Raw genomic sequence first — 23010 nt, forward strand, 5'->3', positions numbered from 1 at the left:
CCCACCCTCCCGGATCAAACCCTCCGCACAGAGGCTGCCGGTGATCTCCATGATCGCAGCAGCACTCAAGCCCGTCCTTCTCGCCAGCTCAGCCCGCGAGATCGGCCCCCTCGTCCTGATCAGCTCAAGAACAACCGCCCGGTTGTGCCGCCTCACATCCCCAGACGCCCTGCCCGTCGGTTTCCCCGCCGTTTGGATCCCTTCTCCTTCCCTTAATTACTTAAAACACTATATTAAGTAACTGGATAAAATGTATCATGACCCGCTCTTTAGTGCAAGTATCGCCCGAATTTGCCTTAACTTTCTTAGATATGGTATTTAAGGCGGAGTTTGAGCCTTTGGCTGGTGCGAAAATTTTTGATTGACAGTCAGTCAGTATGAGGTTATGCTACTCGGGTAGTCCCTTAGAGAAGGAGGGGAGAGGTGGCCAGATACTCTTCTGCGCGGGAGTACTTCGAGCGGATGCGAGACGAGATCACCGAGGAGCAGGTGAGGCAGCTCGCTGGCGTCTACGAGTTCGACATCAGGGACGCGGGCAGGTTCCGTGTGCGGTTCAACGAGGACGGGACGCTCGAGGTTCTGGACGAGAACGACGAGACGAAGCCCGAGTGCACCCTGATGGCGAACGAGAAGGACTGGCTCTCGATAGTCTCCGGTGAGACGAAGCCGATGAGCGCCTTCATGCGGGGCAAGCTCAAGGTGAAGGGGAGTACCGGGAAGGCGATGAAGCTGCAGAAGGTGCTCCTTTAGGCGCGTCTTCTTCTGCGCGGGCCGCCCCGCTTTTTCTGCGGGGCGGCCTCTTTGTCAGGCGTAGATCTTCTGGACGAGATCCTCGTTCTTGGAGAGTATGTTTCTGCGCTTGAGCTTGAGGCTAGGGGTGAGCTCTCCGCTCTCTTCGGTCCACTCGTGCGGCACGAGCTCGAATTTCTTCGGTCGCTCGTGCTCCTGGAAGTCGCGGCAGGCTTCTTTGATCTCGGAGGCGATCAGGTCCCTCACGCGCCGGTCGGAACAGAGCTTCTCATCCGGGAGGTCTTCACCGAGCGTCCTGCGGAGGGCGTCGAAGTCCGGGACGAGGAGGGCGGAGACGAACTTCTTCCCCTCGCCGACGAGCATCGCCTGGGAGATGTGGGCGGTGTTGGCGAGGGCGGTTTCTATCGGCTGGGGGGCGACGTTCTTGCCGGTGTCGAGGACCATGATGTCCTTGGCACGGTCGGTTATCTTCAGCCTTCCGCCCTCGTCGAACTCTCCGACGTCTCCGGTGTGGAACCAGCCGTCCTCGAAGGCGGCCTCGTTCTCGTCCGGGAGGTTATGGTAACCGCGGGTGACGCTGGGGCCCCGCACTAGGATCTCCCCGTCCTCCGCCAGACGCACCTCGACGTTGGGCAGCGGCGGTCCGACGGTGCCGAACTTCAGCTCCTCGAAGCGGTTCACGGCGATGACCGGGGAGGTCTCGGTGAGGCCGTAGCCCTCGGCGACCGGGATGCCTGCTCCGTAGAAGAACTCACCGAGCCAGGGCTCCAGGCGCGCGCCGCCGCTGACGCAGAACTTTATCCTCTCGCCGAGTCCCTGGCGCACCTTGCGGTAGACGAGCAGATCGTAGAGGCGGAACATCGCCTGCTCCCTGAGGCCCATCGGACGTTCTCCGGCGTCGGCGAGATACCTGTTCCGGGCGGTGCGTACGGCGCTCTCGAAGATCCTGGCCCGCACCGGGTTCGCGGTGCCCTGGGCGCGTATGACGCCGAAGATGCGCTCGAAGACCCGGGGGACGGCGAGCAGGACGGTGGGTCTGACCTCCTGCAGGTTCTGCTGCACCCTGTCCACCGACTCGGCGATGTAGTTGGTCCCGCCTCCGACGAGGTTCAGAAACTGGCTGCAGGTCCTCTCGAGCACGTGCGAGAGGGGGAGGATCGAGAGCCCCACGTCGTCGTCCGAGATCGGGACGACCTCTATTATCGCCTCGAGGTTGGAGAGGATGTTGCCGTGGGTCAGGATTGCCCCCTTCTGCCTGCCGGATGTCCCGGAGGTGTAGATGATGGTCGCCATCTGATCCCGCCCGAGACCGCGCCAGGCCTCCTCCCACCCGGCATACTTCTCCCGCCTCCCACGCTCCTCGACCTCGGAGAATCGCAGCGTACCCTTCCCGGCCGCACCCTCGTCCAGGACTATCGTGTGAGCCACCTCGACCCCGGAACCCCGCACCGCCTCAAGCTGCTCCTCGCCTTCCACGATGACGATGCGTGCCCCACAGTCTCGCAGTATGTGTTCCACCTGCCTGGGGCCCAGCGTGGGGAAGATCGGCACCGTTGCGGCCCCGAGGCTCATGATCGCGAGGTCCGCTACCGTCCAGCCCACCCGGTTGGTCGACATGATCGCAACCCGTGCCCCCTCCCGAACCCCGAGCCCCCGCAGACCCGCCGCGAAATCCTCCACCCTCCGGTAGAGCTCCCGGAACGAGCACTCCCTCCACCGGCCGCCATCCTTCTCGGCGAGGGCCGTCTTGTCCCCTTTCTCCTCGACCGTGAGCCAGAATGCCTCCAGGAGGCTGTGAGACTCCTTTACCCTCTGCACCACATCTCTCGCGCGTTCCTCGTCACGCCGGATGCTCAGCAAGGCTCATCACCCCCGCTCTCTTCCCCCAGCTGTCGGGATACGATTTCAAATTCTCAATATAGCATCAGATGATAATCAAGCAAGCCATCTGCTTGACACCAACCAACCATACCCATACACTTTATGACTGATCATCAGTCAATTGCAAGCTCTATGCGGGAAGGGAGACTGATGTCTGGGTTGGGAGGTGGGGTGATGTCGAGATCGCCGGTGATCGTCGCGGGTTTGGGAGTGGCGGCTTCGCTCTATGCCGGGCGGCGGTGGCTCGGGCTGGTGGACATACCGGCTGGGGAACTGGAGGGCAGGTATGGGGGGGAGGGGTCCCGCTTCGCGCTGGTTCGAGGGACGAGGGTTCACTACCGGGACGAGGGGAGGAGGGACGGGCCGGCGCTTCTGATGTTGCACGGGGTATTCTCGTCGCTGCATACCTGGGAGGGGTGGGTGGAGCGGTTGCGGGACAGGTACCGGCTGGTGCGGCTCGACCTGCCAGGGTTCGGGCTGACGGGGCCGGTGGACGACCTGGTGGGGATGGTGAGGGATCTGGCGGGTGTGCTGGACGAGTTCGCCGACGGGGTCGGGCTCGGGAGGTTCAACTTGGCGGGGAACTCGCTCGGGGGGTACTTCGCCTGGAGGTACGCCCTCGCGCGTCCGGAGAGGGTGGAGCGGATGATCCTCGTGGACTCCGCCGGGTATCCTTTCGGGTTGCCGCCGGTGCTCAGGCTGGCGTCGACGCCGGGGGTGGGAAGTGTTTTCAGGTTCTTCACGCCGCGGGTGATGGTGGCGATGAGCCTGCGCGAGGTCTATGGGGATGCCGGCAGGATCCGGCCCGGCACCCTCAGGCGTTATCACGAGCTGATGCTCCGTCCCGGCAACCGCCGCACGCTGCTTCTGGCTGGGCGCGAGATGGAGCGGCAGTTCAGGTGGTACAGCGGGGAGATCCGACGCGTTTCGACCCCTACGCTCGTGATGTGGGGGGAGGAGGACCGCTGGATCCCTCCCGACCACGCCCGCAGGTTCGCGCGCGACCTGCAGGACGCCCGGTTAATCACCTATCCGGGCGTCGGACACGTGCCGATGGAGGAGATCCCGGAGCGTACCGCCGACGACGCCGACGCGTTCCTCTCGGGGGGTGCCGCGTGAGGGGTGGACGGGGAGGCTCTCTGAGCGGGAAGAGGGTTCTCATCACCGGGGCTTCCGGTGGCCTCGGGCGGACCGTCGTGGCGTTCTTGAGGGGGCGCGGGGCCCGCGTGGTCGGGTTGGACCTGAGGGGTGGGGAGGATATCGTTCGGGCGGATGTGACGGACCGGAAGGAGGTCGAGGGGGCCGTGGAGGAGGCCGTCGGCAGGCTCGGCGGGCTCGATGTCCTGATCAACAACGCAGGTATCGGCCGGGCCCAGGATGCGGGAGATTTCCCAGGTCGGGAGGCCCGCAGGACGCTCGAGGTCAACCTGTTCGGGGCGTGGAACGTCACGGCGGCCGCGCTTCCCCGCCTGCTGGAAACCGGCGGGCACGTCGTCAACGTCGCGAGCGGGCTCGCGCTCGCCAGCGTCCCGTTCGCCGCGCCTTACGCCGCGAGCAAGCGGGCGCTGGCCGCTTACTCTGACGCGCTGCGCCTGGAGTATGCGGGGAGTATAACGGTGAGCACCGTGTACCCGATGTACATGAAGACGCCGATACACGAGGTCGTCGAGAGCCAGAACGCCTCGCTCGAGGGGCTCGTGCGCGAGGAGCCCGTGGAGAGAGGTGCCCGGGCCGTCATCGTCGCCTGCGAGGGTCGCCGGCGCGACGTCTACACCGGGGGGCGGGCGTCTCTGGAGCTCGCCGCTGCCCGGCATCTGCCGTGGCTCGTGGACTCCTACGTGAGCCGGAGGGTGGCCGGGCTCGCTTCCAGGCGTGACCTGCCGACGTTCGTTCGCCGGATTGCGGGCAGACGTCTGCCGCCAGGGAAGCTCTCGCCGCTGCACGCGTTCCGGGGGAAGTGATCCGGGAGAGGAGGAGGTTTTGACCAGGATATCAGGGAAGACGGCGCTCGTCACTGGTGGAGCCAGCGGGATGGGCCGGCTCATGGCCATGAAGCTCGCCCGACGCGGAGCGCGGGTCGTCATCTACGACCTCGACGAGGCTGCGATAGAGGAGGCCGTACGGGAGGCCGGGGCGTACAACGGGGGCCGGGCCTACGGTTACATCTGCGACGTCTCGGATCGGGAGATGGTCTACGAGGTCGCTGACAGGGTGCGCCGGGAGGTCGGGGACGTCGAGATCCTGATAAACAACGCAGGCGTCGTCACCGGCAAGACGCTCATGGAGGCGCCCGACGAGCAGATAGAGCGGGTCTTCAAGGTCAACACGCTCGCGCTCTACTGGGTGACAAAATCTTTCCTCGGACCCATGATGGAGAAGAACGAGGGGCACATCGTCACGATCGCCTCCGCCGCCGGGATAATCGGGGTGAGCAAGCAGACCGACTATTCGGCGAGCAAGCATGCGGCGGTCGGTTTCACGGAGTCGCTCAGGGTGGAGCTCAAGCGCTACGGGTACCGGGGGGTAAGGACGACGATCGTCAGCCCCTACTACGTGGACACCGGGATGTTCCGCGGGGTGAAGACCCGCTTCCCGAGGGTGCTCCCCATCCTCGATCCCGATCGGGTCGCGGAGAAGGTGATGCGCATGATCGAGAGGAACCGCCAGGAGATAAAGATGCCGCTCATCGTGACCACGGTCCCGGCGCTGCACGTGCTGCCGGCGAACCTGCTCGATCGGATAATGGACTTCTTCGGCGTAAACCACTCGATGGACGAGTTCGTCGGGCGCGAGGGGGAGCCGGAGAGGCACGTCCCCGTGAAGGAGCGGGCATGAGAACCGGAGAACGCCTCATCGCCTCCGACGGCGACCTCCAGCACGCCTCCGGGACCCGTTCGCTCATGGCCTCCACCGGGAGGCTCGCCCCCGACGACTTCCTTGACCTCGCGCGGGAGGCGACCGCGAGCGGGGAACCGCTCGACGTGGAGTGCCCGTTCACCGGGGAGGTGTTCGCCCGCGTGTCCCGATCGACCCCGGAGGACGTCAGGGAGGCCTTCCGGCGGGCGCGACGGGCGCAGCCGGGTTGGGCGGCGCTCTCCTTCCGGGAGCGCGGGGAGGTGTTCCTGCGCTTCCACGACAGGCTGCTCGAGCGACGCGAGGAGCTCCTCGACCTGGTGCAGCTCGAGGCCGGGAAGGCCCGCCTGCACGTCTTCGAGGAGCTTCTGGATGCGGCGATAGTCGCCCGCTACTACGCCCACACCGCCGGACGCCACCTGAAGAGCCGCCGCCGGCAGGGAGCGATCCCCCTCCTCACGTCCACGGTGCAACACCGCCATCCGGTCGGTGCGGTCGGCTTCATCGTGCCGTGGAACTACCCGCTCACCCTGGCGATCACCGACGCGATCCCGGCGATGATGGCCGGAAACGCCGCCGTTATAAAACCCGACCACAAGACGCCCCTCACCGCGCTCTGGCTCGCCCGGCTCCTGCGCGGGTGCGGCCTGCCTCGTGACCTCATACAGATCGTCCCCGGCGAGGGCGGGACGGTCGGTGAGAGGCTCGTGGAGGAGGCGGACTTCGTCATGTTCACCGGCAGCACCGAGACCGGCCGCCGGGTCGCCGCGAAGGCCGCCGGGCGGCTGGTCGGCTCCTCGATGGAGCTCGGCGGCAAGAACCCCATGATCGTCTTCGAGGACGCCGACCTGGACCGCACGGTGGAGGGCGCGATCCGGGCCTGCTTCGCAAGCGCCGGACAGCTGTGCATCTCTGCAGAGCGGCTCTACGTGCACGCCGCGGTCTACGATCGGTTCCTCCCCCGCTTCGTGGACCGCACGCGGAACCTGCGCCTGGGCGCAGGCCTCGACTACTCCTCCGAGATGGGCTCCCTCGTCTCCGCCGCCCAACTCGAGCGGGTCCGCTCCCACGTCGAGGAGGCCGTGGAGGGCGGCGCGCGCGTCCTCGCCGGGGGACGCCCCCGGCCGGACCTCGGACCGTACTTCTACGAGCCGACGATCCTCACCGGCGTCAGAGAGGGGATGTCCCCTTTCTCCGAAGAGACCTTCGGCCCGGTGGTCTCCGTCTACCGTTTCCATACGCCGGAGGAGGCGGTCTCACTCGCCAACGCCACCCGCTACGGCCTGAACGCGAGCCTCTGGACCCGCAGCACCCGCTGGGCCGAGCGGGAGATCGCCCCGCGCATCCAGGCCGGCACCGTGAACATAAACGAAGCCTACGCCGCCTCCTGGGCCTCGACCGACTCCCCGATGGGCGGCTTCAAAGACTCCGGCCTCGGTCGCCGCCACGGAGAGGAGGGAATAACCAAGTACACCGAATCCCAGACCGTCACCACCCAGCGCCTCATCCCCCTCGTCGCCCCCTTCGCCGGGATCGAAGGCGGAGCCTACGAGCGCCTGATGGTCTTTTCCATACGCCTCCTGCGCCACCTCCCGGGGATCAAATAGGGGCAGGCGGCTTGACTTGTCCGCCTCAGCCCGTAAAATCTTCCTCAGGTAATGACTGAGTGTCAGTCAGGAGAGGTGGGATTGCGAGTGGGGCTCGAAGAGCGGGTCGGGGTGGTGATAGCGGGGAGTGGGTTCGCCGGGATCGGGATGGCGATCCGGCTGAGGCGGGAGGGGATCGAGGACTTCGTGGTGCTCGAGCGTGCGGGGGATGTGGGGGGGACGTGGCGGGACAACACCTATCCCGGGGCGGCTTGTGACGTACCCTCGCACCTGTATTCTTTTTCGTTCGCGCCGAACCCTGACTGGGAGCACAACTTCTCGCGGCAGCGGGAGATCCGGGAATATCTGCGGAGGTGTACGCGGGAGTTTGGGATCATGACCCACCTGCGCTTCGGGGTGGAGGTGCTGGAGGCACGCTGGGACGAGGAGCTCGCGGAGTGGGAGATCGAGACGAACCGCGGGGTGATACGGGCGCGGGTGTTCGTGAGCGCGATGGGGGCGCTGAGCGAGCCGAAGATCCCCGGGATTCCCGGGCTCGAGGGGTTTCCGGGGAGGGTGTTCCACTCGGCGCGGTGGGATCACGGCTACGAGCTGCGCGGCAGGAGGGTCGCGGTCGTGGGCACCGGGGCTTCTGCGGTGCAGTTCGTCCCGGAGATACAGCCGGAGGTTGAGAGACTCTACCTCTTCCAGCGGACGCCCCCGTGGGTCATCCCGCGCAGGGACAGGCGATACAGAGACTTCGAGCGGAGGCTCTTCCGTCTCGTGCCGGGGTATCAGCGGGCGCTCCGGGGGCTCATCTACTGGGGGCGGGAACTCTACGTCCTCGGGTTCGTCTACGACCGCAGGATCATGAAGGGCCTCGAGTTGCTGGCCGGGCGACATCTCGAGCGGCAGGTGAAGGACCCGGTATTGCGGCGCAAGCTAACGCCGGACTACACGATAGGGTGCAAGAGGATCCTGCTCTCCAACGACTACTATCCCGCGCTCTGCCGGCCGAACGTCGAGGTGATCTGCTCGGGGCTCTCCCGGGTGCGGGGGAGCGAGGTCGTCGCGTCCGACGGTACGGCGCGGGGTGTGGACGCCATCATCTTCGCCACCGGCTTCCACGTGACCGACATGCCGGCCGCGGGGTTCATCCGGGGCCGGGGTGGGACGACGCTCGCCGAGAGCTGGGAGGGCGGGATGCAGGCCTACCGGGGGACGACCGTCGCCGGGTTCCCCAACTTCTTTCTGCTGCTCGGACCCAACACCGGGCTCGGGCACAACTCGCAGGTTTTCATGATCGAGGTGCAGATAGAGCACGCGGTGGACTGCATCCGGCACCTGCGACGCTCCGGGGCCGCGACCGTGGAGGTGCGTCCCGAGGCGCAGCGGGCGTACAACGAGCGGGTGCAGCAGGCATTCCGGGGCACCGTGTGGACCGAGGGCGGGTGCAGGAGCTGGTACCTGGACGAGCATGGTCGCAACACCACGCTGTGGCCCGGCTTCACCTGGCGTTTCTGGCTGCGCTCGCGCCGGATGGACCCCGCGGATTACCTGCTGGGAGAGAGGGAGAGGCTCGTAAGGGCGTAAGGAAAAGAAAGGAGAAAGATGACCGCCGACATAGGAAAAGCGCTCGGGACCGACTACTACAAGGTCGAAGAGTGGATGAGCGAGGAAGACCGCAGGATCCGGGACAGGGTCAGGGACTTCTGCGACCGGGAGGTCATCCCGGTGATGGGCAGATACTGGAACAGGGAGGAGTTTCCCTTCGAGCTCGTGCCCAGGCTGGCGGAGCTGAACATCGCCGGGCACGTCATACCCAAAGAGTACGGCTGTCCCGAGATGAGCAACCTGGCCGCGGGTCTCGTCATGATGGAGCTCTCGCGCGGGGACGGATCCCTGAGCACCTTCTTCGGGGTGCACTCCGGGCTCGCGATGACCTCCATCGCCCTCTGCGGGAGCGAGGAGCAGCGGCAGAGGTGGCTGCCGCAGATGGCGCGGCTCGAGAAGATCGGGGCGTTCGCCCTCACCGAGCCCGACCATGGATCGGACGTGGTCATGCTCGAGACCACCGCCGAGAAGGACGGCGATGGGTGGGTCCTGAACGGCAGCAAGCGCTGGATCGGCAACGCCACCTTCGCCGACGTCGTCGTGGTGTGGGCGCGCGACATGGAGGACGGCGAGATCAAAGGCTTCCTGGTGGAGAAGGGCACCGAGGGCTTCGAGACGGAGCGGATCGAGGGCAAGATCGGCAACCGCTCCTCCTGGCAGGCGAACATCACCCTGGAGAACGTCCGGGTGCCCGAGGAGAACCGGCTGGAGAACGCCAATTCCTTCGCCGACACCTCCACCGTGCTCACCAACACCCGCTACGGGGTCGCCTGGCAGGCGCTCGGGCATGCCCTCGCCTGCTACGAGGCCGCGGTGAGCTACGTCAAGGAGCGTGAGATCTTCGGGATGCCCGAGGCGACCTTCCAGCTCACCCAGTACCGCCTGGCGGGGATGCTCGCGGACCTCACCCAGATGCAGCTCGTCTGCTTCCGGCTCGCCCAGCTCATGGACCAGGGGGAGCTCACCCACGGCCGGGCCTCGCTCGCCAAGCTCATCACCGCCAGGAAGGGGCGTCAGATCTGCGCGGAGGCCCGCGATCTTCTCGGGGGCAACGGCGTCCTCGTCGATTACCTCGTCGGAAAGCACCTGGCGGACATGGAGATCATCTACACCTACGAGGGGACAGACGCCGTACAGTCTCTGATCGTGGGACGCTCCATCACCGGCGAGCAGGCGTTCGTCCCCGCCGGCTGAGCCACGGAGGAGAAGAGCCGATATGGCAGAGCAGCGCAACGTCGTTCTGGTCGACGGTGCGAGGACCCCATTCATGCGGTCCGGCACCGCCTACCTGAGCCAGACATCCTACGACCTCGCCCGCACCGTGCTCCGGGGGCTCCTGGAGCGTACCGCGATCCCGCCGGGGGACGTGGGCTACGTGGTGATGGGCACCGTCATCCAGAACATCCGCACCTCGAACGTCGCACGCGACGCGTCTCTCGCGGCCGGGATCCCGAACTCAGTCCCGGCGCACACCGTCACGATGGCCTGCATCTCCTCCAACCAGGCCATAACGAGCGCGCTCGAGACGATCCAGGCCGGCAAGGCCGCCGCCGCGATCGCCGGTGGGGTGGAGGTCATGTCCGACACCCCGCCCCAGTTCGAGAAGAAGGTACGCGAGCGGCTCTTCGAGGCGCAGGGCTTCAAATCCCCGCTGGAGTTCCGGAAGCTGCTCGCGGGGATGAGCCCGAGCGACTTCCTCCCCCGCGCCCCCACCATCTCCGAGTACTCCACCGGGGAGCTGATGGGCGAGAGCGCCGACAGGCTCGCCGCCGCCTTCGGGGTCGGCCGAAGGGAGCAGGACGAGTACGCACTGCGCACCCACACCCTGGCGGCCAAGGCCACCGACAGCGGACGGCTCTCGGAGGAGATACTGCCGACCGCCGTCCCGCCGGACTTCGAGCTCCTCACCGAGGACAACACCATCCGCCGGGACACCAGCCTGGAGAAACTCGCGAAGCTCCCCCCAGCCTTCGTGAAGCCCTTCGGCACCGTGACGGCGGGCAACTCCTCGCCGCTCACCGACGGTGCCTCTGCGGTGCTCCTGATGGAGGAGGAGGCCGCGCGCGCCTCCGGCTACGAGCCGAAGGCGCGCCTTTTGGACTATCTGTACGTGGCGCAGGATCCGGGGGAGGAGCTCCTTCTCGGCCCGGCCTACGCCGTCCCGCGGCTGCTCGAGCGCAACGGGCTCTCGCTCTCGGACATAGACGTCATCGAGATCCACGAGGCCTTCGCCGGGCAGGTGCTCGCGGTGTTGAAGGCGCTGGGTTCCGCGCAGTTCGCCTGTGAGAGGCTCGGGCGCAGCCGACCAGTCGGGGAGGTGGAGATGGAGAAGGTCAACGCCTGGGGCGGCTCGGTCTCCCTCGGGCACCCCTTCGGGGCCACGGGGGCGCGGCTCGTGACCACCGCCGCCCACCGCCTCGAGGATGAGGATGGGACCCTTGCCATCGTCACCGCCTGCGCGGCGGGTGGGCTGGGTCACGCCATGCTGATCGAACGCACCGGGGAGGAGTGAAAGGTGGGTTACCTCGACGTCTACACCGAGGACGGGATCGCGCTCGTCTATCTGGACCAGCTCGACAGCAAGGTGAACACGCTCACCACCGATGCCTTAGGCGAGTTCGAGTCCACCCTCGACGAGCTCGAGCGCGACGACGACATCCTGGGGGCCGTCCTGATCAGCGCGAAGAAGGACTCCTTCGTCGTGGGGGCGGACATAAAGGAGTTCTCCGAACTCGAGAGCCCCGAGGAGGTCAAAGGGATCATACGCAAGGGACACGAACTGCTCGGGAGGCTCGAATCCTCCCCGAAGCCCGTCGTCGCCGCCGTCCACGGCCCGGCGCTCGGCGGAGGGCTCGAGCTCGCCCTCGCCTGCCACTACCGCATCGCCACCGACCACCCGGCGACGAAGTTCGGCTTCCCGGAGGTGATGCTCGGGCTGCTGCCCGCCCTCGGCGGGACCCAGCGCTTCACCCGGCTCGTCGGGGTGCAGAAGGCGCTGGAGGTCATAACCACCGGCAGGAACGTCTATCCCTCCCAGGCGAAGAAGATGGGGCTCGTGGACGCCCTGATCCACCCGGAGGGCCTCCTCGAGGCGGCCAAGCGCGCCGCCCGCGGCCTCGCCGGGGGCTCCCTGAAACCCTCTCGCAGAAGGCTCCCCCTGCGCGAGAGGCTGCTGGAGGAGACCCCCTTGAGCAGGGTCGTCTACGACCGGGCGCACCAGATGGCCGAGAAGCAGGCCCGCGGCAACTACCCGGCGATCCCGAAGATAATAGAGTGTATCCGCGTCGGGCAGGAGGAGGGGATCGAGGCCGGCTTCGAGGCCGAGCGGGAGGCCTTCGCCTCGCTGCTCTTCACCCCGGAGTCGAAGGCCTTGAGGAACCTCTTCTTCCTCAAGACCGCTGCCGAGAAGAACCCCCACGCGGGGCGGGAGAAGGACGTCCGGACCGTCGGGGTGCTCGGGGCCGGGCTCATGGGCGGCGGGATAGCGCAGGTGAGCGCGGTTCAGGCCGGGAGGAAGGTGCTGCTGAAGGACGCCCGCCTGGAGCTCGCGGCGAAAGGGCGCGGGGAGATCTACAAGACCCTCAGCCGCCGCATCGGCAAGGGGATGAGCGCCTTCGAGCGCGACCGGGCCATCGAGCGGATCGTACCCATCGAAGACTACGCCCCGCTCGCCGGGGCCGACCTCGTCATAGAGGCCGTCCCGGAGGACCTCGAGCTCAAGCGCGAGACGATCCGCGAGCTCGAGGCGGTTGGGAAGGAAGACCTCATCATCGCCTCCAACACCTCGGCGATCCCTATCACCGAGATCTCCGCCGGGGCCAGGCGCCCCGAGCGCATCGTCGGGATGCACTACTTCTCACCGGTGCCCCGGATGCCGCTGCTCGAGGTGGTGCGCAAGGAGGACACCCCGGAGTGGGTGCTCGCGACCTGCATCAACGAGGGGCTCGCGCAGGGGAAGACCGTGATCACGGTGAACGACGGCCCGGGCTTCTACACCACCCGCATCCTCGCCTTCTACATAAACGAGGCGCTCCTGCTCCTCGAGGAAGGCGCCGCCGTCGACGCCATCGACGAGGCGATGATGGACTTCGGCTTCCCCGTCGGGCCGCTCAAGCTCCTCGACGAGGTGGGCATAGACACCGGCGTCAAGATAAACGAGGTGCTCCACCCGCTCTTCGAGGCCCGCGCGCTGCGCACGAGCGACCGGGGCGGCGAGGTCGTCGCGGCCGGCTACAAGGGCCGTAAGAGCGGCCGCGGCTTCTACCTCTATGAGGGCAGGGACAAAGGGAAGGTGAACCCCGAGGTCTACGAGTACCTCGGCACCGGGCGCCGGCAGATCCCCGCCCGCGCCATCCAGGACCGCCTCTCGATGATGATGGTCTCAGAAGCGGTGCGCTGCCTGGAGGAGGGCATCCTCACCTCCCACCGGGACGGAGACGTGGGCGCGGTCTTCGGGCTCGGGTTCGCCCCGTTCCGCGGCGGCCCGTTCTGGTACCTGGACAGCATGGGCCTCGACAGGGCCCTCGTGAAGATGAACAACCTCCGCTCGGCCTGCGGCGAGCGCTTCGCTCCTCCGGCCCTGCTCGAGGAGCGCGCCGCCGCGGGCAAGGGCTTCTACTCCTAGGGAGACCGCCGTGCGCCGGAACATCCTCATCACCGGCGCGAGCTCCGGCCTCGGGCGGGGGATGGCGCGCGAGTTCGCCGCCCGGGGCCGCAACCTCGCCCTCTGCGCCCGCAGGCTGGAGCTCCTGCAGGGGCTTAGAGAGGAACTCGCGGCGCGGCACCCCGGTATCCGCATCGGCGTCCGCCGCCTCGACGTGAACGACCACGCGGAGGTCTTCCGCGTCTTCCGGGAGCTCGACGCCGAACTCGGCGGCCTCGACCGCGTCGTCGTGAACGCCGGGATCGGCAAGGGCCAGCCCGTCGGAACCGGCTACTTCCACGCCAACCGCGAGACGGTCGAGACCGACTTCGTCGCCGCCCTCGCCCAGTGCGAGGCGGCGATGGAGCTCTTCCGCGAGAGGGGCGTAGGGCACCTGGTCGTCATCTCCTCGGTCGCCGCCGTGCGGGGGCTTCCTGGCAACATGACCGCCTACTCGGCCTCGAAGGCCGCGCTGGCCACGCTGGCGGAGGGTATCCGGGCCGACGTGGGCGGCACCCCGATCGAGGTCAGCACACTCTATCCAGGCTACATCCGCACGCAGATGAACGAGCGGGTGGGGAAGCTGCCGTTCATGATCGGCGTGGAGGAAGGTTCGCGCCTGCTCGTCGAGGCGATGGAGCGCGAGCCCGCCGGGGCCTATGTTCCCTCCTGGCCCTGGCGACCGCTCGCCTTTGCGTTGCGCCGCCTGCCCGCAAGCGTTCTGGCCAGGATGCTCTAGAGGTTCCTCAGCGTTCTTCGAGCACCATCGGTGGGAGCCCACGCCTCCTGCCGCCGCGGTGGGCGGGGCGCAGCGTCACCGTCGGCCGCAACGTGACCTCCTCGTGCGGGTCCAGGTAGCGCAGCCGGTACCGGCGGGCGATGGAGGCCAGGATGAGAGGCCCTTCCATCTCCGCGAAGGGTTTGCCGATGCACTGGCGGGAACCCCCGCCGAACGGAAAATATGCGTAGCGGGGGATCCCATCGGTGGATCCGTCGAGCCATCGCCCTGGGCGGAAAGCGAGTGGATCTTCGAAGAACTCGGGGTCGCGGTGGTTCACCCACTGGCTTACGAGCACCTCGGTCCCCTCGGGGAGGGTGTAGCCGCAGACCTCCACGTCCTCCATCGCCTCGCGGCTGAAGGCGTAGATCGGCGGATAGATACGCATCGCCTCCCTGAAGACCGCCGAGGCGTAGCGCAGCTCCGCCACTTCCTCGACCCCGGGCTCCCGCTCCCCGAGAACCTCCTGTGCCTCCCTGGCCAGCCTCTCGTCCACCTCCGGATGGTGCGCGAGCAGGTGGAAGCACCACCCGAGTGCGACCGCCGTCGTCTCGTGCCCGGCGGCGAAGATCGTTATGACCTCGTCGCGCACCTGCCGGTCGTTCATCCCCTCGCCGCTTTGCTCGTCTCTCGCCTCGAGCAGCATGTCCAGAAGGTCGCCCTCCTGTCGCTCCTCCCGCCTCCTTGCGATGATCCCGTAGATCAGGCCATCCAGCACCTTCATCGACCGCCGGTAGCGCAGGTTGGTCGGCGTCGGGATCGTCTCGGGCACCGGATAGAAGTTCCTGCCCGGCCCCTCGAGCCTCTCCCCGATCGGCACCAGCGCCCGCGCCACCTCCCCGGAAACCTCGCGTACGTCCGCCCCGAACATCACGATGTTGACTATCCTCAGCGTCAGCGCGGACATCTCCCGCTGGACGTCCACCACGTCCCCATCCCGCCACCCCTCCAGCATCTCCCGCGTGCACCGGGACATCGTCTCCACGTACCCCGCGATCCTCGCACGGTGGAAGGCCGGCTGCTCGAGCCTGCGCTGCCGCCTCCAGAAGTCCCCCTCGCTCAACAGGAGACCGTTCCCCATGAACCCCAGGCTGTTCCTCTCCACTATGCCCTTGCGGAAACTGCGGCTCCTCGCCGCCAGCACCTGCTGCACCCCCTCCGGGTCGAAGACGAGCCACACGGGGGCCGGTACCCGCGTCCGGACGATCCTCCCCCGCGCCCTCGCCTCCTCCAGAGCCTTCAAAGGATCCCTGGAAGCCCTGACCGGAAATTCCCGGTAGACCGGTGGTGCCTCTCTCTGCATCTTCGCCCCTTCCTGTAGTGACTGACGATCAGTCGGAAATATTATATAGTGGCGGGGTGGGTATTTTCGGGATTATCCGTGGGGTAGAATTGGGAGGATGGCTGAGACTGTGTCGAGGGTAGCTGACCGCAGGGAGCAGCTTCTGGCTGCGGCGCGGGCGGTACTCGCCGAGAAGGGGTTGGAGGGGGCGAGGGTTTCTGAGATCGTGAGGCGTGCCGGGGTTTCGCAGGGCACGTTCTACCTTTATTTCCCTTCGAAGGTCTCTTTGGTGGAGGAGTTCAACCGCCAGATGCACCGGGACATACAGGGAGCGGTCTTCGAGGCCGTGGAGCGGGCGGGGAGCATAGAAGAGGGGATAGAGGCCTCTGTCGAGGCTGCGCTGCGGGAGATGGGCCGCTACCGGGACATACTCGGGGTCGTCATCAGCCGGCTCGGCTTCTACGAGGACTCGACGCGGCTGGAGGATCTCGAGCTTCCCTACCGCCAGATGGTCTCGCGTCTGATCGAGAAGGGACAGGAGATGGGGGTGGTCGATCGGTCTCTCGACCCCCGGATGACCGCCAGGATCATAGTCGGCCTCATAGAGCGCGCCGGCGCCGACTGCTACGTCTACGAGCCCAGCCTGCCGGCCGACCGGTTCGTCGCCGAGGTCGCCCGGTTCATACGCGGCGCTTTGGGCGTTCGCTGAACTCTTTCACTCGCTTTCCTTGCGGTGGGATAACGGCCCTAGTATAGTCTGCAAGAAGATAGAGGCAGAGCGAAGTCCTGCCTCTTCGACGGGGCGGACAAACGGAGGTGGTATATGGCGCGCGGAAGAGCCCCAGCCAATAATAGTAATCAACGGATGAGATCTTCCGGGAGGATGACCGGGGAGCAGCGGCGCAGCGTGGTGATAGACGCTGCGATCGCGGAGTTTGCCGTCTACGGGCTGTATGGGGTGTCGACGGATGCGATCGCCGACCGGGTAGGGGTATCGCAACCCTACGTGATACGCCTGTTTGGTTCGAAGAAGAGTTTGTTTCTTGAGGCTGGCCGGCGGGTTTTCGAACGTATACTGGCCGCCTTCGAGGATGAGGTGGGCAAGGATCCCGAAGATGCGCTGAGTGCGGTGCAGCGGGCTTACGTGGGGCTTCTGGCGCGCCGGGAGGAACTGCTCATGCTGCTGCAGTTCTTCGCGGCCTGCGAGGACGACGAGGTACGTCAGGCCGTGCACGAAGGGATGGAGAGGCTCTACGGCTACATAAAGGAGAGAACGGGGGCGGACAGCGAGACGATAAGGGAGCTGTTCACGCTGGCTATCATGCGCACCGTCTCGGTGGGCGCCGGGTTCTCCGAGGCAGCCAGGGAGAGCGAATGGGCGCGGGTACTGCTCGGGCTCGGTGCGGAGAGCACTGAGGAAGACATCAGGTTCTAGTAGAGCGGCTGACAGCCCGGGGTGGCCTCCGGATTATTATCCTCCGGTACTATGTTCCGAACCCTCCGAACGGGAGAAGAGGCGCCGGATGCGCCCCTTGCTCCTGCTGCGGTTTCGGGAGCTTTTTTCGGGCTTCGGTCCCCAGGCTATACACAGGCAGCCCCCGGTTATCCCAAGGAGCATGCCAATGATCAGCCCGCCGAAAGCACCCATGAGCGAGAGGATGGAGAACACCATCCCCACCGCCCCGAAGACCTGTACCCTGGACGGGTAGATCCAACCGAGCACCGCGCAGCCGAGTACGATCAGCCCGATCACCACACCACCGAAGGCCATGCTGAAGTGCGCGAACTCCTTCAGATAGAGGACGAGCGGCATCCAGATTATGCACAGCCCTCCCAGCCCCAGCAGCGCAAGCCCGAGCCTCGGCCTCCGGCGCCGCGCCGGTCCTTCCAGTTGCCTTGTCTTCTCCTCTTCCGACACCCCGGCGGAAACCTCTTCTCGCACAGCCATGGCCTACAGGAACCTGGCCGAGACCTTCAGGCCGGGCAGCGTTATCGTGTTGGCGAACTGGTAGTCGTTGTTGCTCCTGAAGTTGTTGAGCGTCACGCTCGGTGCGATCTGGTAGAAGGACTGCTGCCAACTGCTCCGCTTCGACGGCGGCGCCTCGTCTATCTCAAGCTGGTTGAACGAAGCAGAGCTCGCCGTCTGCTGCGTGATGTCCTGTATGAGCCCGTTTATCTTCACCGTGCCGCTCGCCGTGATCTCGACCCTGAGCGTCCTGTACGGCGTCGGGATGTCCTTGTAGAGGACAAGCCCGTCAACCTCGGCATGCTGCGCCTGCACCCGCGTCTCCGGCGAAACGTTGCTCGAAGAGTTGTCCCCGATGCGCGGCGTCAGCACGAACCCCTGCAGCCGTACCTGGTCGGCGTTGACATGAAAGTCCCCTATTCCCGCTATCGGAACCGCCACCGCCACCCCACCCAGGTAGATCGCAACCCCGATTGCCGCAAGCGCCGCGAGCGCAGCCCCCAACGCAGCCGCAAAACGCCTCCGCCTGTAATACATCTCCATGCTTCGCTTACCCCCTGTTCTCCTTTCCCACCGGACTTTCCCCGCTGTTTGTCAGCAGTTGATAATCACCCGGAATCTAGCAACCCACCTCCTCTCTGTCAACCTTTCCGGCCATCGTAGATAGATTATCAGTTATTGCCTGATAACTTCAAGTCTGATATATTGCGCGACAGTGAAGGCGGAGAGACTCGGTGGGGACCGGGGATCGCCGTTTAGATGGGGTTCGAGAGGGTTCAGAGAAGCGAGCGGGGGTGATGACTTTGGGTTACCGAGGGACCGTTTCGGGGATGGTTCGCCCGGTGGGGTTGGTGCTGATGTTCGTGGTCGTGCTGGGCGCTTCCCTGGCGGTGCATCCTTCCTCCGCGCACGCCCAGGGTGGACCCGGACTGTTCGGTCAACAACCCTCCGAGCGGGGTGCGATCCCGGGTGTCGGGGGGCAGCAGCCCTCGGAGCGCGGATCGATCCCGGGTGTCGGGGGGCAGCAGCCTTCCGAGCGTGGAGCGATCCCCAATCCAGGGGGGAACCAGCCTTCCGAGCGTGGGGCGATTCCTGGTGTGGGGGGGAATCAGCCTTCCGAGCGTGGGGCGGTACCCTCGGCGGGTGGTCAGCAACCCTCCGAACGCGGGGCGGTGCCCGGGACGGGACAGACCCCGAATACGAGACCGTCGGAGGTTCGGGGCTCCAACTATGTCCCTCCGGCGGGGGTGCGCGGCGGCAGCTTCTCGGCCGGATCGGTGAGAGGCGCGGGATCGGGAGTTGAGAGCGTTTCACCCGGTGGGGCTGCGCCGGGCGGTGGCGTATCTTCCGGAGCGTCCACCGGTGGTGCCTCCGTCTCCTCGACCGCTTCTCCGGGGGCCACCCCGGCCAGTACCTCCCCGGCTTCCTCCGCGGCGGCATCGTACTCCAGCAGCGCCTCCCCTGGTGCCGGGGGACCCCTGCCTAACACCGGCGGTCCCATGATCGTCGAGGGTGCCATAATCCTCGCCGCTTTCGTCGGGCTCGGCCTGATCCTGCGTCACATGGTCAGAAATGCCTGAGGGGGCCTGAAACCTCCCCCGCGTTGACATCACGGTGGGTCTCGTATTCAATGGTGGTTGGCATCTGATGCTAACTGTTTTCGTCGGGAAAGGAGGAGTGCTGTTCACGACGTTCCCTGACGGGTGCCGGAAGAGAACCGGACGGTCTCCGGGTAGCTTCTCCGTATTCGAAGGGTAGGGGTGGTTTGACGAGCGGAGAGGGGGGCATGGGGGCTGCATCGAGGCTTCGTCTCTTCGCCCTGGTGGTAAAGGGGCGGGAGGAGGTCCGGGTCCGCCGGGGCGAGGAGCGTCCGAGCGGGGGACGTTCGGGTGGCGGGGGCATCGGGCGCCTGGTCCGGCTGGCGGGGATTCTGGTGCTCGTCGGGCTGGCGCTCGCTGTGCGCTCGGATGCCTCTGGGGCGCAGAACTACTCTTTTTCCGGCCACTTCTTTCTCGAGGCCAGGAAGATCGTCGGGCACGGTCTTACGGTCTCTCTCGCTGGGCGGGGAGATGGGGCGCAGCTTGAGTTCGGTTTCGACCGTGCCGAGGTGTACGGGTTGAAGCTCTCCGGGTCTTCTTCTTCGCCGGGCTTCCAGCGTTTGCAGGCATCGGTGGCCAACGAGCGGGCGGACGTAGTCGAGCTACAGGACATGAAGGTCGATGTCTCTTCGTTTCGTTTCGCGGTTTCGGGGGGGTGCTTGCGGGTTGGCAAGCATCCGCTGGATGTGACTTTGAGCAACGCGGCGCTCAAGGCCACCAGGATGAGCGCGGCGGGGGTGAGCTTCCCGGGTGGGGCAGGCGGGGGACCGGCACTCTCCGTGAGCGCGGGCTTCGAGCCGATCGCGGGGCAGATGCCGCTCATCGGGGTCGGGCAGACCTTGAAAGACGTGAACTCGACGCTCGAGGGGCTCGCCGCTGGAGGGATCTGCGGGGATGGTGGGCAGGACGTCTCCGCGCCTCAGGGGCCTGTTCCGAAGGTCACGCGCGGCGAGATCCCACCGGATTACCTGGCTGCCTACCGGGATGCGGCGAAGCGGTATGGACTCGACTGGTCCATCCTCGCCGCGATAGGACAGATAGAGAGCAACCACGGTGAAGGCGGCAAGAAGCATATCTGCGTGCTGGGGCCCTACACGGCGTACGGGAGCGCGGTTGGGCCCATGCAGTTTTTGCCCTCCACCTGGCAGAGGGTGAAGGTCGACGCGGACGGTGACGGGGTTGCCGATCCCTGCGATTACAGGGATGCCATCTTCGGAGCCGCGAAGTACTTGAGAGAGAACGGGGCGCCGCAGGACTACATGCGGGCCATCTTCGCCTACAACCACTCCTGGCAGTATGTGCGGGAGGTCCTTGCTCTCGCCGCGGCCTACCGCAGGGGGGTGCCGGTGCAGAAGGCGCCACCGGCCGGCGGGGGATCTTACGACTGCGATCCGACGCGGGAGCTCCTTGTGGGGGCGGATGAACCACGCCTCACCAGGATCTCCGGCAACGGCCGGGCGGTGTTCCCGCTCCCCAGGCGCTACTTCGACTCGTACACGGACTCCTGGGGTGCTTCCCGGCCGCAGAATGCCTCGGCTGGAGCGTCGAGCATGCACGAGGGTATAGACCTCATGGCGCCGAAGGGAACCCCCATCTACTCGGTAACCAGCGGAACGGTAGAGCCCGTGGCGGGCGGCAACAGGGATGGGTGGAACTACCTCGGTGGATGGGCGATCATGATACGTGCCGACCACGACGTCGGTCCCATCCACCGCGGGGATGAGCTGTACTACGCCCACATGGAGCGACCTTCTGCCCTGAGGCCGGGAGACCACGTACGGGCCGGCGAGCTCATAGGGCACGTGGGTGACAGCGGGCAGGGACCGGAGGGTACCGCCGGGCTGTTCCCCCCGCACCTGCACTTCGGGTGGTATGACCCGACGGGGCGCAGGGCACAGGTTCCTTCGGGCGCGATGAACCCGTACCCGCTGCTCAACTGGCTGCGGCAGAACGGCGGCGTCGCCCGGGGCGGCAGGCTCGGGACCGCCTACGAGGGGATCGCACCCACCGATGCCTCCTGTCCCGGGCGCTACCCGGCCGGAGGCTACCCGGCTCAGGGGCTTCCCGTCCTCACGAGCGGAGGGGGAGGGTTGCCTGCGTCCGCCCCGACCTACGGTGGTACGAAGGTGGCGGCTCCGGCTGGCCATGCCGTGCCAGGGGGCGGATACGTCCCGCACGAGACCGTGGGGCATACGGTGCACCACCAGATGGTTCACCACCGGGTGGTACACCACCAGAGCAGCGTCGCAAGCGGTGGCTCCGGCGGGAGCGAGGTGCACCAGAAGGCGGTCGTGAAAGTCACGGGTGGTGACGGACGGAATGTCAGCGTGGAACAGAGCGCGCACCAGAGCAGCAGTGGTGGGGTAACCACGGGCTCGAGCTCGCCTTCGAGCAGAGCGAAACCGGCTCCCGGTTCAAGCCCCGCAGAGGGTGGCTCTGCGGGCGAGAGCCTCCCCAGCAGCGCATCGTCGTCGGGGCACGCTTCTCCGGCCTCCTCTTCTCCTGCTTCCAGTGCATCCCCGTCTACCGGGAGAACCTCCAGGGCCGGTGGTGGCTCATCCGCCTCCAGTTCCTCCTCAGGGAATTCTGGATCGGGAAGCCCGGCTTCCTCGTCGCCCTCTTCCGGCTCCCGCGCGTCTTCGAGCCCGACCTCGTCGTCGCCTTCTTCAGGCTCCCGTGCGTCTTCGAGCCCGGCCTCCTCGTCGGGAGCTTCGGATACCTCTTCGTGCTCCTCTTCCCCGCTCGATCTGCGAAAGATCACCGGCGGGGGAAGAGGGAAGTGCCACGAAAAGGGCATCCTGCGGGATCTCCTCGGCGGCTGAGCCTTGGGTTGGGGGCCTAGTTTATCTCCGGGGGATCTGGGACCGGGACGTGGCGCTCGGGCCTTCGAGGTTGTGCTCCTCTTCTGGAGAGGCCTGCCAGCTCACGCGCCGGGCTTCGGTGACCGCCAGTTCGATGCTCTCCAGCGCCTGGCGGGCCCCGGCGAGCAGGATCTCACCCGCCTCCGTCAGCTCGCTCCGGCGTCCGTTGCGCCGGAAGAGCTCCACCCCGATCTCACCTTCGAGTTTGCTGATCTGCTGGCTCACCGCGGAGCAGGTCAGGTAGAGCCGTCTGGCGGCGCCGGCGCGGCTGCCCTCTTCGGCGACCGCGACGAAATATTTCAGGCGTTCCAGCTCGATGGTGTTGCGGGCCCTGACCTCGTCCTTCGGGCGGGCTGACGACCCGCGCTTTTCCGTCAGGTTCATCTCGCCTGTCCCACGCGCCTCAGGGGGATGTCCTCCCCCTCTTTGGGGGCGGGGTTCTCCCGGGCTCGGCTCTGCAGGTCTTCCTGCGGGGGTGGCCCCTCGTCGCATGGTCCCAGGTAGCGCACGGAGATCTCTTCTGTGCGGTCTTCCTGGAAGAAATAACGGAACCAGTAGGGGCCGGATGTGGATCCGTCGGGATGCCTCAGGAGTTCCCGGCGCAGGACCGCACCCGGAATCCTCCTGGTCTCTATGACCTCCCTGTCCCGGAACCTGCGGTGTTCGCGCAGCTCGCGCTCTATCAGCAGCGCATCGATCTGCCGCCGGAGGTACAGGAGCTCGTCGCTGTCCATGCTCTGCAGGTCTTCGACGTCCATGAGGGGACCTCCAGGTATCTTCCCGTGCGTCCCCCCTCCCGAGATCCAAAGTTTACCCCATTCGGTGCGAGCGGATAGCCTTTATGGGGATTTGCCGTCACACAATGGCCCGATTTGCAGTATGAACGCAGCCGACTCCGCCGGCGGCGCGCTGGACGCGGTCACTGTCCGCGATGCCCGGGGATTCTTCGGGCGCTGCGGCTGCCGCGCTCCGGTGCAGCAGGTGACGTCCGCCTGGAGGCCGGCGAACAGCGGCTCCGGGACCGGTGGCATGGAGCGTCCCGGCGTCTTGCCTATCGCCTCAGTTTCCCGCAATCTCCAGGAAAGGGTTCTCGATGGTGAGGCTTTCGATCCTCTGCCCGTGCTGGAGATCTTCGGTCAGAATGCGGTCCGCCCCTCCACGGAGCGCGGCCTCCACGATCAGGGCGTCCCAGAAGGAGA

21 protein-coding genes are annotated in these 23010 nt (G+C 66.4%); 14 read left to right on the forward strand and 7 right to left on the reverse strand.

Annotation, left to right across the window (positions count from 1 at the left end; translation table 11 throughout):
- The coding region (locus tag PJB24_RS15975; RefSeq protein WP_420541967.1) for a winged helix-turn-helix transcriptional regulator at positions 1-156 on the reverse strand (156 nt) is incomplete at its 3' end.
- Positions 157-423: 267 nt separating this feature from the next.
- Here PJB24_RS15975 and PJB24_RS14885 point away from each other — a divergent pair.
- Entirely contained in the window at positions 424-750 is a 327-nt protein-coding gene (locus PJB24_RS14885) for an SCP2 sterol-binding domain-containing protein (protein WP_273847264.1), read from the forward strand.
- A gap of 54 nt (positions 751-804) precedes the next feature.
- Here the strand turns inward: PJB24_RS14885 and PJB24_RS14890 are convergent, their stop codons facing one another.
- Positions 805-2568, reverse strand: a complete 1764-nt coding sequence (locus tag PJB24_RS14890; RefSeq protein ID WP_273847266.1) for an AMP-dependent synthetase/ligase — start codon at positions 2566-2568, stop codon at positions 805-807.
- A gap of 237 nt (positions 2569-2805) precedes the next feature.
- On the opposite strand from PJB24_RS14890, the gene PJB24_RS14895 reads away from it, so the two are divergent.
- The 9 genes from PJB24_RS14895 (at position 2806) to PJB24_RS14935 (ending at position 14065) form a co-directional block, all read left to right on the forward strand.
- The gene (locus PJB24_RS14895) at positions 2806-3750 is read left to right on the forward strand and encodes an alpha/beta fold hydrolase (RefSeq protein ID WP_273847268.1); all 945 of its coding nucleotides are present in this window, start codon (positions 2806-2808) and stop codon (positions 3748-3750) included.
- Entirely contained in the window at positions 3747-4592 is an 846-nt protein-coding gene (locus tag PJB24_RS14900; RefSeq protein WP_273847270.1) for an SDR family NAD(P)-dependent oxidoreductase, read from the forward strand. The genes PJB24_RS14895 and PJB24_RS14900 overlap by 4 nt, the downstream gene beginning before the upstream one ends.
- Positions 4593-4611: 19 nt before the next feature.
- Positions 4612-5466: an SDR family oxidoreductase gene (locus PJB24_RS14905; protein WP_273847272.1), complete on the forward strand. Its 855-nt coding sequence runs from the start codon at positions 4612-4614 to the stop codon at positions 5464-5466.
- Positions 5463-7091 (forward strand): succinic semialdehyde dehydrogenase, encoded by a 1629-nt coding sequence (locus PJB24_RS14910; RefSeq protein ID WP_273847274.1) that lies wholly within the window; start codon positions 5463-5465, stop codon positions 7089-7091. The genes PJB24_RS14905 and PJB24_RS14910 overlap by 4 nt, the downstream gene beginning before the upstream one ends.
- 75 nt (positions 7092-7166) lie before the next feature.
- The gene (locus PJB24_RS14915; RefSeq protein ID WP_273847276.1) at positions 7167-8663 is read left to right on the forward strand and encodes a flavin-containing monooxygenase; all 1497 of its coding nucleotides are present in this window, start codon (positions 7167-7169) and stop codon (positions 8661-8663) included.
- An 18-nt stretch (positions 8664-8681) separates the two neighbouring features.
- The gene (locus PJB24_RS14920) at positions 8682-9878 is read left to right on the forward strand and encodes an acyl-CoA dehydrogenase family protein (protein ID WP_273847278.1); all 1197 of its coding nucleotides are present in this window, start codon (positions 8682-8684) and stop codon (positions 9876-9878) included.
- Between the two features lie 22 nt (positions 9879-9900).
- A complete protein-coding gene (locus PJB24_RS14925; RefSeq protein WP_273847280.1) occupies positions 9901-11196 on the forward strand; it encodes a thiolase family protein in 1296 nt (431 codons plus the stop codon).
- 3 nt (positions 11197-11199) lie between these two features.
- Complete coding sequence (locus PJB24_RS14930) at positions 11200-13308, forward strand: 3-hydroxyacyl-CoA dehydrogenase NAD-binding domain-containing protein (RefSeq protein WP_273847282.1); 2109 nt, start codon at positions 11200-11202, stop codon at positions 13306-13308.
- A gap of 10 nt (positions 13309-13318) precedes the next feature.
- On the forward strand, positions 13319-14065 hold the full coding sequence (locus PJB24_RS14935; RefSeq protein WP_273847284.1) for an SDR family oxidoreductase: 747 nt from the start codon (positions 13319-13321) through the stop codon (positions 14063-14065).
- A 7-nt stretch (positions 14066-14072) separates the two neighbouring features.
- On the opposite strand, the gene PJB24_RS14940 is transcribed toward PJB24_RS14935, so the two are convergent.
- The gene (locus PJB24_RS14940; RefSeq protein WP_273847286.1) at positions 14073-15407 is read right to left on the reverse strand and encodes a cytochrome P450; all 1335 of its coding nucleotides are present in this window, start codon (positions 15405-15407) and stop codon (positions 14073-14075) included.
- A 109-nt stretch (positions 15408-15516) separates the two neighbouring features.
- Between PJB24_RS14940 and PJB24_RS14945 the strand changes: the two genes are divergently transcribed.
- Positions 15517-16095 (forward strand): TetR/AcrR family transcriptional regulator, encoded by a 579-nt coding sequence (locus PJB24_RS14945; RefSeq protein WP_273847288.1) that lies wholly within the window; start codon positions 15517-15519, stop codon positions 16093-16095.
- A gap of 174 nt (positions 16096-16269) precedes the next feature.
- Complete coding sequence (locus PJB24_RS14950; RefSeq protein WP_273847291.1) at positions 16270-16821, forward strand: TetR/AcrR family transcriptional regulator; 552 nt, start codon at positions 16270-16272, stop codon at positions 16819-16821.
- Positions 16822-16857: 36 nt separating this feature from the next.
- Here PJB24_RS14950 and PJB24_RS14955 read toward each other — a convergent pair whose 3' ends face one another.
- Positions 16858-17304, reverse strand: a complete 447-nt coding sequence (locus tag PJB24_RS14955; protein WP_273847293.1) for a DUF6114 domain-containing protein — start codon at positions 17302-17304, stop codon at positions 16858-16860.
- Positions 17305-17337: 33 nt separating this feature from the next.
- Entirely contained in the window at positions 17338-17895 is a 558-nt protein-coding gene (locus PJB24_RS14960) for a DUF6230 family protein (RefSeq protein WP_273847295.1), read from the reverse strand.
- Between the two features lie 299 nt (positions 17896-18194).
- Between PJB24_RS14960 and PJB24_RS14965 the strand changes: the two genes are divergently transcribed.
- Both PJB24_RS14965 and PJB24_RS14970 read left to right on the forward strand, forming a co-directional pair.
- Entirely contained in the window at positions 18195-18932 is a 738-nt protein-coding gene (locus tag PJB24_RS14965; RefSeq protein ID WP_273847297.1) for a ribosomal eL19 family protein, read from the forward strand.
- 185 nt (positions 18933-19117) lie between these two features.
- On the forward strand, positions 19118-21772 hold the full coding sequence (locus PJB24_RS14970) for a peptidoglycan DD-metalloendopeptidase family protein (RefSeq protein WP_273847299.1): 2655 nt from the start codon (positions 19118-19120) through the stop codon (positions 21770-21772).
- A 21-nt stretch (positions 21773-21793) separates the two neighbouring features.
- Here PJB24_RS14970 and PJB24_RS14975 read toward each other — a convergent pair whose 3' ends face one another.
- On the reverse strand, positions 21794-22195 hold the full coding sequence (locus tag PJB24_RS14975; protein WP_273847300.1) for a LysR family transcriptional regulator: 402 nt from the start codon (positions 22193-22195) through the stop codon (positions 21794-21796).
- Positions 22192-22569, reverse strand: coding sequence for a hypothetical protein (locus PJB24_RS14980; protein ID WP_273847302.1), 378 nt, complete (start codon positions 22567-22569; stop codon positions 22192-22194). The genes PJB24_RS14975 and PJB24_RS14980 overlap by 4 nt, the downstream gene beginning before the upstream one ends.
- Positions 22570-23010 lie beyond the last annotated feature (441 nt).

This window comes from Rubrobacter calidifluminis, assembly GCF_028617075.1.
In the GTDB taxonomy this organism is placed as follows: Bacteria; Actinomycetota; Rubrobacteria; order Rubrobacterales; family Rubrobacteraceae; genus Rubrobacter_E; species Rubrobacter_E calidifluminis.